Source organism: Methyloprofundus sp. (assembly GCF_965251085.1).
Lineage (GTDB): Bacteria > Pseudomonadota > Gammaproteobacteria > Methylococcales > Methylomonadaceae > Methyloprofundus.
The window spans coordinates 1,554,685-1,570,755 of record NZ_OZ252594.1 but is presented as its reverse complement, the minus strand read 5'-3'; the positions used below and the strand labels follow the sequence as shown (position 1 = coordinate 1,570,755).

At 40.4% G+C, this 16,071-nt stretch carries 11 protein-coding genes and 1 pseudogene; 4 read left to right on the top strand and 8 right to left on the bottom strand.

The window, feature by feature from the left end:
• Positions 1-15: 15 nt before the first annotated feature.
• The 5 genes from ACQY3F_RS07125 to ACQY3F_RS07105 all read right to left on the bottom strand — a co-directional run bounded on the left by ACQY3F_RS07125 (position 16) and on the right by ACQY3F_RS07105 (position 6,754).
• Positions 16-1,503 (bottom strand): hypothetical protein, encoded by a 1,488-nt coding sequence (locus ACQY3F_RS07125; RefSeq protein WP_428354196.1) that lies wholly within the window; start codon positions 1,501-1,503, stop codon positions 16-18.
• Between the two features lie 436 nt (positions 1,504-1,939).
• Positions 1,940-3,823, bottom strand: a complete 1,884-nt coding sequence (locus ACQY3F_RS07120) for a cytochrome c peroxidase (protein WP_428354195.1) — start codon at positions 3,821-3,823, stop codon at positions 1,940-1,942.
• A 394-nt stretch (positions 3,824-4,217) separates the two neighbouring features.
• Positions 4,218-5,591, bottom strand: a complete 1,374-nt coding sequence (locus ACQY3F_RS07115) for a selenium-binding protein SBP56-related protein (RefSeq protein ID WP_428354194.1) — start codon at positions 5,589-5,591, stop codon at positions 4,218-4,220.
• 181 nt (positions 5,592-5,772) lie between these two features.
• Complete coding sequence (locus ACQY3F_RS07110; protein ID WP_428354193.1) at positions 5,773-6,045, bottom strand: DUF4242 domain-containing protein; 273 nt, start codon at positions 6,043-6,045, stop codon at positions 5,773-5,775.
• A gap of 109 nt (positions 6,046-6,154) precedes the next feature.
• Positions 6,155-6,754 carry a TetR family transcriptional regulator C-terminal domain-containing protein gene (locus tag ACQY3F_RS07105; protein ID WP_428354192.1) on the bottom strand — a complete coding sequence of 200 codons (600 nt, stop codon included), beginning with the start codon at positions 6,752-6,754 and terminating at the stop codon, positions 6,155-6,157.
• Positions 6,755-7,279: 525 nt separating this feature from the next.
• On the opposite strand from ACQY3F_RS07105, the gene ACQY3F_RS07100 reads away from it, so the two are divergent.
• The 3 genes and pseudogenes from ACQY3F_RS07100 (at position 7,280) to ACQY3F_RS07090 (ending at position 13,023) form a co-directional block, all read left to right on the top strand.
• Positions 7,280-8,560: a TolC family protein gene (locus ACQY3F_RS07100; protein WP_428354191.1), complete on the top strand. Its 1,281-nt coding sequence runs from the start codon at positions 7,280-7,282 to the stop codon at positions 8,558-8,560.
• On the top strand, positions 8,553-9,890 hold the full coding sequence (locus ACQY3F_RS07095) for an efflux RND transporter periplasmic adaptor subunit (protein ID WP_428354190.1): 1,338 nt from the start codon (positions 8,553-8,555) through the stop codon (positions 9,888-9,890). Before ACQY3F_RS07100 ends, ACQY3F_RS07095 begins: the two co-directional genes overlap by 8 nt.
• Positions 9,883-13,023, top strand: a pseudogene (locus ACQY3F_RS07090) (efflux RND transporter permease subunit). The gene ACQY3F_RS07095 and the pseudogene ACQY3F_RS07090 overlap by 8 nt, the downstream one beginning before the upstream one ends.
• A gap of 31 nt (positions 13,024-13,054) precedes the next feature.
• Here the strand turns inward: ACQY3F_RS07090 and ACQY3F_RS07085 are convergent.
• Both ACQY3F_RS07085 and ACQY3F_RS07080 read right to left on the bottom strand, forming a co-directional pair.
• A complete protein-coding gene (locus tag ACQY3F_RS07085; RefSeq protein WP_428354189.1) occupies positions 13,055-13,276 on the bottom strand; it encodes a hypothetical protein in 222 nt (73 codons plus the stop codon).
• A gap of 1 nt (position 13,277) precedes the next feature.
• Positions 13,278-13,502 carry a YqaA family protein gene (locus tag ACQY3F_RS07080; RefSeq protein WP_428354188.1) on the bottom strand — a complete coding sequence of 75 codons (225 nt, stop codon included), beginning with the start codon at positions 13,500-13,502 and terminating at the stop codon, positions 13,278-13,280.
• 720 nt (positions 13,503-14,222) lie between these two features.
• On the opposite strand from ACQY3F_RS07080, the gene ACQY3F_RS07075 reads away from it, so the two are divergent.
• Positions 14,223-14,675 (top strand): beta/gamma crystallin domain-containing protein, encoded by a 453-nt coding sequence (locus ACQY3F_RS07075; protein ID WP_428354187.1) that lies wholly within the window; start codon positions 14,223-14,225, stop codon positions 14,673-14,675.
• Between the two features lie 193 nt (positions 14,676-14,868).
• Here the strand turns inward: ACQY3F_RS07075 and ACQY3F_RS07070 are convergent, their stop codons facing one another.
• Positions 14,869-15,873, bottom strand: coding sequence for an IS630 family transposase (locus tag ACQY3F_RS07070; RefSeq protein WP_428353111.1), 1,005 nt, complete (start codon positions 15,871-15,873; stop codon positions 14,869-14,871).
• Positions 15,874-16,071: the final 198 nt, after the last annotated feature.

The following is a 16,071-nucleotide window of genomic DNA, read 5'->3' as shown; positions in this document are numbered from 1 at the left end:
CGTGAACCTACAAGCTTATTTCTTTGCTTTGCCAAACATTTTTTTAAGAGCTCCAGGCATCTTAAAATTAGATGTACCGTAGTCGGTTTCTACAGGAACCTCTTCTACTTCAGGCTCTTTAAAATGTTCGCTAGTAAAGGTCTCAATTTGCTGTTCTACTTCAGGAACATTGGTGTCTTCGACCGTAAATGAATCAACCTGTTGCTCCGGCTCGGTTTTGGTATTGGTTTTTTTGGCTTTACTTAACAAGCTCTTAAATTTCCCAGATACCTTTGTAGATTCGCTTTTAATTTCATTGCTAACAATTAATTCATCAGCCGTAAGGGTTTGAGGGCTAGATTCGGTTTTATTTGTTGCATCGGACTTTTTAACCTTTCCCAATAAATTTTTGAATTTACTGGCGATATTCGAGCTGGATTTAGTCTCCTCCGATACCTTATTACCAGTATCCCTAGGCTCATTTTCTATCGCTGTGCTGAAAGTAGGTTCTGCGATATTCAACAGGTCTTGAACTAAATTGTTAGGTTCACTATCAACATCAATTTCAGGATCAAGCGGAAGCTCAGTTGAACTTGTTCCATCTTGATCTTCATTCTGTTCCCTTTGTTCCAGGATGTTTTCTAATTTAGCTACACTCTCCAGAATCTCAGGAATCGCTGTCGTTTCATTTTCCGCATTAATATCATTCACTGGTTCAATTGCACTAAACTCAACGATTTGTTGCTCAGCAATATGTTCTTGCTTAGTTACTTGTGACTGGCTTACTTGTGACTGACTTGTTTGTTCTGATGCTTGTTTATCCTGTTGTGAGTTATCAATAGCTGGTAATTTATTTTGCACGGTTTCAATCAGCTGAGTGAAATCCAGCTGATGTTTTTCCAAAGTATTGCTTAATTGTTGTTGAACTTCTTTTTGGTGTTCTTGCTGCTCTTGTTTTTGCACTTCAATGGCCTGCTCTAACTGGGCAAATTGCTTAGTTTGCATATCCAAAGAATTTTGCAAGTTAGTAATCAAAGAATCTTTTTCACCCGTTTGTGCAATTTCCTGTTGCGCAGCATTCAGACGGTCACCTAGTTGTTGAATAATATTATCTTGTTGTTGCCAGATAAATTCGTCTTTCATGGTTTTTTCGGAATCAACAAGCTGCTCACTTAAATCAAACCGGGTTGCAATAGCTCGAATATTAGCAACGACCGCCTGATTACGTGCTGATATTTTATCTTCGGTATCTGTCATAAATTGCTTATCTTTAAGCATTTGTTCTGTATCGCTAGTCAGTTTATCTTCCTGTTGTTTAGCTAGTTTCTCAGCAGCTGATAGTTTTTCTTTTACTTCAAGATGTCCTTGTTCAGCTGTTTTTAACTGCTTTTTTATGCCCAGCATTTTTAAGTTATACAATACTGCGGCTAAAAACCATACAACGAGTACCAAGGCGCCAACAAATAAAGGATTATCCATGGCAAGCAAAGACCCGTCAGCAATAAATTGTTTAATTTCAGACATATTAGTTGGCATATACTTATTCTCTCTATAATGGATATTGGCAATTACGCCAAATATCTGAGTTCAAAAAGTGGACAAAGCGAATATCAATCAGTTCTACGCTAGTCGTGCTTGTATCAATATATTATCAATCAAGCCAACAATTGCCAATAAAAAATTTCATGATGGATTGAATTATCTACAGGCTATAAACACTACTTTGCGCTCAAGGTAGACTAATTTCCGGCACCTTTCATTTTTCTGTTTACACTTTTATCCACGAAAATTACGAAAGACACGAAAATTGACGGCATCCTCCATATTCTTTTGAAGGTAGCGTATAGCATGGTCACCCGTTAAAAATATTTTCGTGCTTTTCGTGTCTTTCGTGGACAGTTTTTTAAGATGGGCTTATCGTTGTATATGTAAACTACTTTTGGCTTTCTATGAAGGATGCCTAATTCCCCACTGGCGCAGCATAAGCGTCGGCTACCAGTTGTTGTACATTTCCTCCCGTTAGCGCTTGTAAAAAGGCAACTAAATCATTAATTTCGTTGGCGTTTAAATGCAATGGCTTAATTAAAGGATCTAGCGTTTCATTACTCACCCCACCCTTGTTATAAAACATGACTACATCAGTCAAAGTTGATAATGAGCCATTGTGCATATACGGTGCTGTTAAAGCGATATTACGCAAGCTCGGGGTTTTGTATTTCCACCTGTCTTGTGGATCCTGGGTAATTTCATAGCGGCCTAAATCACCCGGTTTGGGTTCTGCAACAGCAGTAATCTGCTTGCTCTCTACGTCTATAAATACGCCCGGTGCTACTTGTATTTTTTGCTTTTCGGGTGTTTTTTGCATGGATTCTCGATAACCGATGCCTGTATTATGCATTTGATTATCAGTAAATAATGCAAAGTTTTTCTCAACGGTATGACACAGACTACAAGTGCCCTTGCCTTTAAACAGGGCAAAGCCACGTTTAATTTTTTCACTGACCGCGCTATCCTGTTTAGCATAATACCAGCGATCAAATGCTGAATCGGCTGATACCAGGCTACGTTGATAACTGGCCAATGCCTCGCCTATCGTGCGCATGTCCGGGCCGGTGTTAAAGCTTTGTTCAAATTGCTCTTGATAATCATCTAAGGCTTTAATTTTATCAACCACATAGCCTATAGAGGGATTACCCATTTCATTATGTGCCAGTAGTGGTCCCCAGACCTGTTGCTCTAGCGTATTTTCCCGGCCATCGTGAAACAACAAGGTCGCATAGGCGACATTATAGATAGTCGGACTATTTCGCCGCACGCTACGTCCTTCTATGCCAACAGCAGTTGTCATTTCATTACTGCTAAAACCTTGCTCCGGGATATGACACATAGCACAGGAAAAAGTATTATTTAGTGAAAGGCGCCGATCAAAGAACAGTTTTCTACCCAATGCTATTTTTTCAGCATTCACAGGATTACTGGCGGGAATGGGTACGGCAGGCAAACCTAAAGGAACTGTCTTGATATAACTGAGTAAATCAGCCTCTTGTCCCTGACGTTCTAGCAGTGAAATAGTTTGAGTTTGATAGTTTTTCTGAGCATAGTTTTGCTTATTATAACCTGCTTGAAATGGCAGAAAATTAACCGAGGATGCTGTTTCTTTTTCAATACTAGCTTCATTAAGCAAAGTTTTTACATCATTAATCAATGTATCCGCATGCAGAAAAGAAACGCTATAGATATTGCGTATTTGTTTATCTGTATCTATCAAATAAACACGCAGAATATGTGAAAACGTTCCAGTAAACGCCCCATTTTTATCATATATTTTTAGCACTGCCTGCTGGTATTGATCCAGAATAGGCTGCAGTTGTCGCTCTGACTGAGTGGTAAGAAACCGCCAATCCACTTTAGCATTGGTAAAACCAGATGCATACCGGCTCATTGCTGCTGGCGTATCGTGCTCAGGATTAAAGCTTAAGGTCAGTAAGCGCAATTTGTCGGCTAAACCAGGCTCTTTTTGTAAACGCCGGTTAATTTTATGAAATACCTGTGTCGCTAATGGGCAACCATTAACATCACTACAGGTAGAATAGATAAAGCTTAATAAGGTAATTTTATCGCCCATTAATTCGTATAGGTGACGAACCTGACTCGCTGTTGTTAACACTTCTCCATCCGTAGCCATACTAATAACAGGTAGATCGTAACTACCTGCCTGTGGGATTTTAAAGGCTAAGGGACTATAGCCCGGTGCCAATGCTGGGGGTGTATCAGCATAGAGTGAGGAGCAAGGTAACAGTCCTAGAAAAAACCAGACATAAAAAATCTTCATAATAATTGTCATAACTCGTGCACCTTTTTATTTACATAGCACTGTGCAAATTCGCTAATAAAAATCATCCTGATTACATACAAGTCACAGCCATATTAAACCTATAAAACGTAAGCAACTGATTTTTACAGGTTAAAAAACGTTTAAAATAACAGCATGTTAAGAGTCACGTTATTCCCGAAGTCTTTTGTCGGAAATCTGTGCTTAACCTAAGAGATTCCTGCTAAAGCATAGGATGACGAAGTAAAGCTAAGAGTTCTGGGAAATCAGGTATTGTTTCGTCAACAAGATTCCTGCTAAAAGCGCGCAGGAACCTTGTTATAAGAAATTTCTCTGTCTTGCAAAAACAAAAATAACAGAGATGTTTAAATATGACTAAAGGTTGCAGGTCTTCATAATATATTGATTACTGATTTAACTCTGCAACTAGATTGTTATCAGTTTTAGCGGCATAAAGCGAATAAGCCCCAAAACGCATCTGATGTGCACGACCTAGTTTTTCTTTAATAAAATCAATCGTAAATTGCTCTGTTAATTTTTTTCCATCCCAACTATATAGCTTCAGATATTGCTCATTATCCTGGCCTTTTTTATCCCAATTTGCCAATAATGAAGAAGTATAATACAAGCGCTTGCCGTCCCAGCTGGATGACACCATATTGACCTGAGAACCAATTTTTTGCTCTAAAATCTGTTTGGGGTTGAACGGATCAGATATATCAAAGCCACGTGTTTTACCGTCCATAAAAGTATTAACCCAAAGCATGTTATCGTCGCTTTGAATGGAGATATCCACAGGCAGTGGGATTTTGCTAGGATCACCAATATCAGCTACTTCCTTTGCCTGCCACTCGCCTTTTTTATCTTCATAGATCAACCAGATTTTTGAAGTCAACGCCGTTGTAGTAAAGCAATAATTATGGTTTGGGTCCCATGCACAACGGATTTCCAGAGGAGCTCCTGGCACATCAAATATTTTTTTGGGCTGACGCGCATGTAAATCCCATTGCACAACGGTATTACCAAAGTGTTTCATGGCTTCAGGATCGCCCAGCATTTTGCCAAAGTCCATCATATAATTGTTCCAGCCCGTAAACGACGAGCTAATCATTACATTGCGTCTAGGCAGTACGCGTACATCATAACCATAGCCATCAGCATATTTACCGGTTTTTATCGCGCCACGCAAGTCGCTATCAGTCGGCGTCCAATGCGTAGTAATATATTCTCCACTATTGTTGTACTCTACCAAAGCAGTACGCCCGCCATGATCTTTATTATTTGAAAGTCCGGTAATTAACATTCTACCCGGTAAAGCATAAGTCGTATGCGGCCCCACTACGCCACCACTTTTAGCTACGAAATCAGTAATCACCTTATGTAAGGTTGGTTTAGCCGGATCTGTGTGGACATCAAAAATAAATATTTTGTTAGTATCCAATCCACCAGCCCATAAATACTTACGGTCATCCGTAAATCCAGAATGATGCGCTTCATTGCGGCCACCCACCGACAAGCTATTTATAACTTTGCCATACTTGGCTGATTTGGGATTAACATCCACCGTCACTAATTTATCCTGTTCATCCCCTACGCCGTCCATACCTAAGGTCCAGACATAAACAAAATCCTCCTGGCCGACAATTTTAGCCATATACGGAGACTGGCAGGTTTCATCAGCATAGACTGGTGTAGAAATAAACAGTGTAGCTATTGTAAATACACAGGCCTGTAACCATTTAGACCCTATATTTTTTGCTTTACTAGAATAAATATTCATCGTTCTTCCTCAATTATTTAATTTTTGTGCAATTATTCAGTGACTCTATAAAGAACCATTGTAGGGCGTGGCTTTAGCCCGCCTTATTCAACTTGCGGGCTAAAGCCACGCCCTACAATTCTTTCTGATGACAGAGTTTTTAATAATGACTTTTATTATTATGATGGTGTAGTGGTAGTGATTATTCTCCTGTCGTTGGGTCTATGATAGTTGTTATTTCAGCAATAGCATTTGCTGGAAAACCTCCTCGTTCAGCATGTGTACGGATAGCTGCTTTATTGGGGGCAATGTAGATACAATACACCTTTTCCGCTGTAATAAAGCTTTCTAGCCACTGTATTTGTGGCCCCATATCCTGCAAAACACAGCTAGATTTCTGTGAAATTTGCTGTAATTCATTCCCGGTTAATTGCCCTGCCCCCGGAATTTCTCGTTCAATGATATATTTTGGCATATTAGCCCCCTAGATGACCAGTCGTCTTGAAAATGTACAGTGCACTACAGGTTAATTGTGTTTATCCAGTACAGCACCCTGCAGGACTGATTAATAAATAGTAATTTGATTATTTTTTTAAAAAATAATCCTCCAAAAATGTCTCTACAAACTGCTGCAAAGGGTGTACTGATTGTTCAATTTTCATTCTTAATAAAGCACCTTGCCAATGATCAACTAATAAATTAGACATAATGTCTGCATCAAGATTTTTAGTAACAGTACCTTCATTTTGCGCGCGTAATAAAGCGGTTTTTTGTAGATTTCTATAACGCTCAATAGCTGACTTTAAAGAACGCCTACAAATTTCACTGGTGTCTCCTACTTCACCCATTAAATTTCCCATCAGACACCCTCCCTTGTAGCCTATACGTTCCACCTCGCAAATTAATTCTGCATAATATCGCTTTAATGCTGTCAATCCATCCAGCTCCGGGTTTTGCAAATGCCCCTCTAAGCGTATTAAAAAAGGTTCAATGTAATGGCTAATAGCTTCAGCAGCAAACACTTCTTTACTGGCAAAATAATTATAAAAAGAACCCTTGGGTATGCCTACAATATCCAGAATTTCTTTTAAACCTGTGCCATGATAGCCTTGATCCATAAGCATTTGCACACCTTGATCCAGCAACCTGTCACGTTTAATTTGTTTTGCGGATGTTTTTAACATGGGCTTATTATGCGACCGGTCGTCTTATTATGCAATTTTTATTTTATCTTATATTTCACGCGGTCACGGCTGAGGATTTCTAGCGGCTGAGTTTTTTGCCAATAGCTACGTTTCTGAAACCCTTACGTAGCCAGCTATGCGCCAGTTTCAGCGCCCCGCATCAAATACGGGGCAGGCTTTGCTATCGATAAAAATAAGCTCACTATATTTCCGCATTCGTGACCGCGCGAAGTATAATTGCACTGGGCTTAGGGAGGTGGAAACAAATAATCATCCAATCTCTCTGGTCTTTTTTTTCCTGTTTAAATCTTCTCAATCGTCGCGTAGAATAACGATGCTCCTCTTGAGAAGATTTAAACAGAAACAAAAATCCTGGGTGATTTTTGGACGATTATTTATTACCAACTCCCTGATCGTCATTTAGTACAATCAGGGGATGATTTAATTCCTGATTGATATTAAACCTGACTTATACTGTATTTCATGGCTACCCTAGTGAATCAGTAATTTCAAATAAGAGGATCTATGAAATTAGCGATTAAAATAGCACATTGTATAGTGTTACTGAGTTTATCTAACACTAGCATTGCAGAACAGACAGAATTATTAACATTACAGACCGCACTAAAAATCGCTGTGCTAGACAACCCTAATCTGGCTCAAATGCAAATGCGCTCCCAAGCTATGGCAGCTATTCCATCACAATTAGGCAGCTTGCCAGATCCTGTTATCAGTTTTAATGCTTTAAACCTACCCGTTAATACCTTCGATCTCGCACAGGATAATATGACGCAGTTACAAGGCGGCATCTCTCAGGACATTCCTTTTCCGGGCAAACTTGCTTTGCGAGAACAAACTGCTGTCTACCAAGCTGAAGCGGCCGTGCTAGATGTTACAGAAGTACGCTGGCATTTACTGCGAGATGTAAAAAAACTCTGGTGGACGCTGTTTTACATAGATCGATCGCTGGAGATTATTCTGGCCAATCAGGAACTTTTACGCCAGTTCGTTAATATAGCCCGCACTAAATACGAAGTCGGCGAAGGTTTGCAACAGGATGTATTATTGGCTCAGTTAGAATTATCTAAGCTACTTGATACTGATATCAGATTAAAGGGTGCCAGAGATATAAGTTGCGCACAATTGAACGCGCTACTGGATAGGTCGGCTGATCAAGCTATTGAATTAGATAATGAATTTTTCGGCGCCTTGCCAGCCTTGCTTAACCAATCATCTTTGTTTCAACAGGCGGAAGATTCCCGGGCTATGCTATCCGCACAACGTAAAACCATCAATGCAGCACAATTACGCCTCGATCTTGCAAAAAAAAATTATTATCCAGATTTTAAAGTCGGTGCATTTTATGGCGGGCGTAGCGATACGCTTTCCGGTCAAGAGCGCGCTGATTTATTGACCCTAAAACTCAGTATGAGCGTGCCGATTTTTGCTGCAAGCAAACAACGTCATGCTGTCGATCAACGCAGTAGTGAGTTAATGCAGCAACGCTATATTCTCCGAGATCAGTGGAACCAGGTACGCACTGAAATTTCAACGGCCTATAGTGAATTTCAGCAAACTAAAAAACAAGTCGTATTATTTAACAGCGGCATTATTCCACAGGCAAGACAAACCGTCGCGTCTATGCTGGCAGGTTATCAGGTAAACAAGGTCGATTTTTTAAACCTAGTGCGTAGCCAAATCACTTTGTACAATTACGAAACGCAATACTGGAAAGCCTTAACTCAGGCTAATCAAGCTCTAGCACAACTGATTGCAGTTGTCGGCAATGAGGAAATTTATGAATAAACCTGCACTCTTTATTGCTCCATTGATGCTAACTATTGGTTTTGTTATTGGCTATGGATTGGCCAATATTAAAAATAATGAAGAACCATTCGATAAACTAGTCACTACAAAAAATCAGTCCCCTACAATACTTTATTACCGCAACCCCATGAATCCGGAAGTCACTTCCCCTACACCGACTCAAGATGCTATGGGAATGGCCTACATTCCAGTATATGCAAAGGATGAAAATGTTGCTACAAATACGCTAGCAATTGATGGCGTCACGGTGCAAAATATTGGTGTACGTACCGCAATTGCACAAAAAACCTCACTTTCACATACGGTGCGAGCAGTAGGTCGAGTCACCTATAATGAAGAGCGCATGGTACATTTACACCCTAAAACCGAAGGCTGGATAGAACACCAAAATGTGGATAAGACCGGCCAATGGGTGAAAAAAAATACTGATCTATTGAGTATATACTCACCGCAGTTAGTTGCTAGCCAGCAGGAGTATATTCTTGCAATCAATAATTTGAAAGCTCTAGAAAATAGCCCAATAGAGGATATTCGCAAGGGAGCCGAAGATCTGGTACAAAGTTCACGTGAACGTTTAAAATTACTGGATGTCCCTCAACACCAAATCCTTGAATTAGAACACACTCAAAAAATAAAAAAAAGCCTACATATTCATGCACCTAGTAGCGGTATTGTGATGAAAATAGGCGCACGAGAAGGTCAATTTATCACCCCCGCCACCGAAATCTACATGATAGCCGACTTAAGCAAGGTCTGGGTTCTAGTTGATATCTATGAATACGAATTACCCTGGGTAAAACAAGGCGATCCAGTAGAAATGCAACTGGCGGGTATCCCCGGCAAAACTTTCACGGGCCATCTTGCCTATATATACCCTTATGCCGAAGCCAAAACACGTACTATAAAAGTACGCCTGGTTTTTGATAACCCTGATTTACTACTAAAGCCAGAGATGTTTGCCGAAGTAACAATTCAGGCAGGCATACAATCAAATATCATCGTAATTCCAGCTGAAGCAGTCATTCGTTCGGGTGTACGCAACCAGGTTTTTGTAGTCCGCGCGCCTGGCAAATTCGAACCACGACTGGTAACGCTAGGGCTGGCATCCAATGGAAAAGTACAAATTTTAAAGGGTATTCAAACAGGTGATGAAGTCGTTATTTCTGCACAGTTCCTACTGGATTCAGAATCAAAATTACGCGAAGCAACAGCAAAAATGCTCGAACCAACTAAGCCCCTACCTCCACCGGAGGAAGTAGGACAAAACACGCCTGTAAACAATTTGCACACCGGCCATCAACATGATTAAGGCTTTAATTGACAGTGCTATCAAAGATCGCTTTATTGTCCTATTAGCCGCCATGGTTCTGGCAGTAGCCGGATTATGGTCGTTTCAAAACATGCCATTGGATGCCATACCTGACTTATCAGATGTACAAGTCATCGTATTTACCAAATACCCGGGGCAAGCTCCGCAAGTCGTTGAAGACCAGATCACTTATCCATTAACAACTGCAATGTTAGCCGTGCCTAAAGCCAAGGTGGTACGAGGTTATTCGTTTTTTGGCTTGTCATTTGTCTATATTATATTTGCTGATGGTACCGATATGTACTGGGCACGTTCACGGGTACTAGAGTACTTGAATTATGCCAGTAACCGTTTACCCCAGGGAGTTAATCCATCCCTGGGGCCAGATGCTACCGGCGTCGGTTGGGTTTTTTGAATATGCGCTGATTGATAAAACCGGCCAACATGACCTGGCACAATTACGTTCTATACAAGATTGGTACCTGCGTTACCCTCTGCAAACAGTGCCCGGCGTTGCAGAAGTTGCCTCGGTTGGCGGTTTTGTAAAACAGTATCAGGTTGAAGTGGACCCTAATGCACTACTCGCTTATGGCATTCCTTTAGCTAAAGTTAAAACAGCTATTCAACGATCTAATAATGATGTCGGTGGACGCCTGGTCGAAATGGCAGAAACAGAATATATGGTACGTGGCCTTGGATATATAAAAGGCATAGCTGATATTAATAGCATTCCACTGGGGGTAGATAGCAATGGCACCCCGATTCGATTGCAAGACGTGGCACATGTACAAATTGGTCCTGAATTACGCAGGGGCTTAGTGGAATTAAATGGCGAAGGGGAAGCTGTCGGGGGCGTGGTTATTATGCGCTTTGGTGAAAACGCCAAAGCGACCATAGCTGGGGTTAAAAAAAAATTGCATGAACTGAGTGCAGGCCTTCCTAATGGCGTAGAAATAATTCCCGTTTATGATCGCAGTGATTTGATTCAACGTGCTGTGCAAACTTTAACTAAAGCCTAAGCCAGGAATTGATCATTGTTTGCCTTATGGTAGGTTTATTTCTACTGCACCTACGCTCATCACTGGTTATCGTTATTACCCTGCCATTGGCTGTACTGATGGCCTTTATCGTTATGAAACTGCAGGGGATAAATGCTAATATTATGTCTCTGGGTGGCATTGCAATTGCCATAGGCGATATGGTTGATGGTGCTATTGTTATGGTGGAAAATGCACATAAACACTTAACCGAAGCACGCGCACAGAAACAAACTGATTTGACACAGAAAGAACGCTGGCAAGCTATCACTAACGCATCTAAAGAAGTAGGGCCCGCGCTGTTCTTTTCCTTGCTGATAATTACTGTCTCATTTATACCCATTTTTGCAATGCAGGCTCAGGAAGGCCGGTTGTTTGGCCCGCTTGCCTATACAAAATCCTACGCGATGGCTGCCGCTGCAATATTAACAATTACCCTCGTACCCGTATTAATGGGGTATTTTATTCGTGGCAGGCTGATTCCCGAAAACAAAAAATCCGGCTAATCGTTTACTGCATTTAATTCACACCCCTTTGCTAAAAATAGCTATGCGCTGGCGTCCGGCGACCTTAATCATAGCAATCATATTATTGGCCTCAACGGCCTACCCATTAAGTAAAATCGGTAGCGAATTTATGCCTCCATTAGATGAAGGAGATATACTTTATATGCCTAGCACCTTTCCGGGAATTTCTATAACAAAAGCTAAGGAACTGTTACAGCAGACTGACAAGATCTTGAAGACCTTTGCTGAAGTTCAATCTGTTTTTGGTAAAGTCGGTCGTGCCGATACAGCAACCGACCCCGCTCCTCTTTCGATGGCTGAAACCACCATACGCCTTAAACTAAAAATCAATGGCCTGATCCAGAAAAAAGTACTCAACAATTAATGACTGAAATGGACAAAGCTATTAACTTTCCAGGCGTGGCCAACGCCTGGACTATGCCCATTAAAGCCCGTATCGACATGCTCTCTACCGGTATTAAAACGCCTGTAGGCATTAAAGTATCTGGGCCGGACTTAAACGTATTACAGCATTTATCGATAGTAATAGAACAAGTAATGAAAACCCTGCCAGAAACACTTTCAGCCTTTGGAGACCGTGCAGTTGGAGGTTATTATCTGGACTTTGATATTAACCGGGAGGAAGCCGCTCGTTATGGGTTAACGGTTGGCGCTGTACAAGATGTAATTCAAATTGCTATCGGCGGGATAAATGTTACTGAAACTATAGAAGGCTTAGAACGCTACCCGGTCAACCTGCGTTATCCACGCGAACTACGAGATAATCTAGAAAGCTTGAAACGGGTTTTGATACCCACACCAACGGGAGTACAAATACCACTCACCTTAGTGGCAGAACTAGAATTAAGGCGTGGCCCTCCGGTTATTAAAAGCGAAAATTCGCGTCCTAACGCCTGGATTTATGTGGATATTAAAACTTCCGATATAGGGGGGTTTGTCAGCCAGGCCAAAAAGACTCTGGCTGAACAAGTAGAAATTCCCGATGGATATACGCTCAACTGGTCAGGGCAGTTTGAATATATGCAACGTGCTACTGAGCGTCTGCGGACTGTGGTCCCGCTAACGTTGCTACTAATCTTTGTATTGTTATACTTCACCTTTCGCAACCTTATTGAACCGACTATCGTAATGCTAACCATTCCTTTCGGTCTTATTGGAGGCATCTGGACGATTTTCTGGTATGACTTTAATTTATCGGTGGCAGTTTATGTTGGTTTTATAGCCCTGGCCGGCACTGCTGCTGAAACGGGCGTTATGGTGCTAAACTTTATTGATATCGAAATTGCCCGACTCAGGCAACAGAAACAAGCGCCACTCAGCGCAGAGGAAATTCAACAATCCGTCGAATACGCCACGGCTCTACGTGTCCGCCCTGTTGCCATTACCGCCTTTACCACCATGCTAGGCTTGATTCCTATTATGTGGGCGACAGGCACCGGTGCAGATGTTACTCAGCGTATCGCTGCCCCGGTTTTAGGCGGTATGGTAACGGTATTGATAGTAAGTCTACTGGTGTTTCCAGTGATATATAGCCTCGCATTGCAAGTTCAGGAAAGACGGCATTATTAATTATTGTACGCCCGAATAATCACATACACTTTTATGGATTCATAAATTTGTAAACTGCCACTCCTATGACGATTAAAGCAACCACTGCCCAGCCAATAATATCCATATATTGACGCAGTTTGCTTTCAAAGCGCTCTCCGCCCCAGGCCAGCAAGCCTGCCACCAAAAAGAAACGCGCTCCACGCCCGACAAAGGAAGCGAGTACGAAAGGCAAAAACATCATCGACAAAGCACCTGCTGCAATGGTAAACACTTTATAAGGTATAGGGGAAAAACCAGCGACAAATATAGCCCAGAAAGGTGGTAATCATTGCCAGACGTAAAGCTTTAGACTGTTGTGCCAGCACCATTGGAGCAAGCATAACATCGGGTGGCACAGGGAAAAAAGAAGATTCAGCAAAGCTTAGGCACGCTAAATATTTAGTGGCATGGCGGTGCTTAGACCATTGAATGGCCTGATCATAGAGTTTTTTAAACATGGAATAAATAAAAAATGAATCTGCTTAGGAGCGAGGATTTAATAATATCCGCAAGTATGACGCAGGATTTTGGCATCACAGGCGTGCTAGGAAAACAGGCGCATAGCAGGCTACGCAACTGTTTTTCTAGTGCGACTGTGGAGTCAACAAACAAGTCAGACTCGGGTATTATTGAATTCTCGCTCCTTAGTGAAGAAAAGTAACATAAGTATCTCATGTTTTATGTCATTTAATTAACAAAAATTAACCAGGCATCAGAAGTGTGTTTAAGCTCCTAAGAACAGACTAAGTAAACAATAAGCGTATTTTATTCGTAAGTTTCCATCCTTACTTTTCCTATATTGAATCAGCTGCATATGTTATTTATCAAACTTTATGTAATAAGATTTTCTACACTGGAAAAATAAACCTTTGCTAAAACCTTATAATAGTGAGATAAAGAAACTGGTGGGTTTGTGTTAATTCATAGCTGCATTTCCCGTAATTCTACCTGATTACCCATAACTTTCAGCTATTCTGCGTCATTCCTGCAAGCTTTTAGCAGGAATCTCATGGGTTTAGTGCAGATTCCCGATAAAAGACTTCGGGAATGACGAGGTTTTTAACATACTGATTTTCTAGGTTTATTCTACTGTAGCTGAGAGTTGTACGTAATCAGGTAATTCTATGAAACTCTAATTAAATTTATAACTCACTGAACTTTAACTAAGGGGAAGAGAGATGAAACATATTAATTTAGTACCAAAAAATAGTAAAGTACTCATGCTACTCATTGTAATATTCAGCCTAAGTACAAACGTTTATGCAAAAAAAAACGATTGCTGGGTTGATATATATGATGATACTCAATATAAAGGCAAGTCAATTAGGTTAAAAGGGCCTATTCAATTAGTCAATTTATTTGATGTTCAAGGAACAAATTGGGATAAAAAAATCGAAAGTATTGTTGTTAGCCCTAAAGCTACACTGACAGTATTTGAAAATCAGAATTTTAAATTGACACTGGCTGAAATGGCAAACCACCCAGTCTTAATGAAATCTCTTGGTATTACGCGACAAGATATCCTAGAGGATTCAGAACTGATCTTTCATCCAGACTCTAAAATACATGGTTTTGGAGAGTTTGATTTTTACCATAAAGTTAGGTCGTTGAAAATTACCTGTGTTAAATAAATATAATATAGACCTCGCGTGGTCACGGTTGTATTCTTAAGCTGTAATGAATATTTATGTAATTATACTTCGCGTGATGACGAATGCGGTTGTATAGTAAGCAGATTTTTGTCGATTGCAAAGCCTGTCCCGTACTTGATACGGGGACGCTGAAACTAGCGTATAAGTACCCATGCAAAATTAATTTAACCTTTTATGCAAACTCTACTTTGTAATTCTTTCCAATATTAGACAGCACCTTAAATAATTCTTCCTGAAGAGAGGCATAGGATTCATAAGCTGAAAAAGGAAGCCATTCGTATTTTATTTTACGCCATATAATCTCGATAATATTTAACTCGGGTGAGTATGGCGGTATACGGTAAATGGATAGGTTTTTTTCTTTCCACCTTTCAAGGTTTTCATTAAATTCATTACTCGTATGAGTCGATGCATTATCAATAATAAGAGTTGTTGGTTTTTTAATCTGTTTAGCAAATTCATCAATACAAGCCACAACAACCGAAGTGTTTACACTCCCTTCAAAAACAAAAGAATCAAACCTGCAATCTCTGTTAACAAAACCTAATACATTAAGACGCTTGCTGTTTGAGCTTGGTATTTCAATCGTCTCACCTGACTGTTGCCAAGCATAAGGAACACAGGGTTCTAGTGTAAACCCCGACTCATCAAAGTAGCACAAATCAAGTTCATTCTCTTTATGTTGTTGTATTAATTCTTTTATTTCATCGGTTGCCAAATCAAATTTATCTTGATTACGCTTTATCCTTAAGGATTTTCTAACTCGTTTCCAAACAAGATCAGCTTGTTTACAAATACGTTTTATAGTATCAATGCTAACTGAAATGCCTAGATCTTCTTCAAATTTTGCTAGTACTGATTTTAATGATCTAGGAGATTTTTCAACTCTCTGGACTAAGCTTATTTGTTGTTTTTCAGTTAAAATACCTCGCCGTCCTCTTCCCTGACAGTCAACCAATCCATCGATTCCATTCTTTTCCCAGTTAGAAAACCAAGTGGAAACAGTTTGGCGGCATACGTTATAAATAGAACAAATCATGGGAACAGAATGCTCTTTGAAACTTAATAAAATAGCATGAGCTCGACTTCTACTTAAATGAAGTGGATGGTTTTTATGCATCACATTTAAAGCAGTAATTTCTTCTGGGAGTAGGTGTTTTATATAGAGCACAAACATTTAGAGTCAGCAAAATAATTGTTTATTATGACACCTTTTTTCGTTAAATTAATTTTGCGTAAGTACTTAGCTAGCTACGCAAAGGTTTCAGCAATGTAGCTATCGGCAAAAACTCAGCCGCTAGAAATCCGCATCCGTGACCGCGCGAAGTATAAGTCCTCAGGACCTATAACCGTGAGTGTGTGATGTATAACTGAG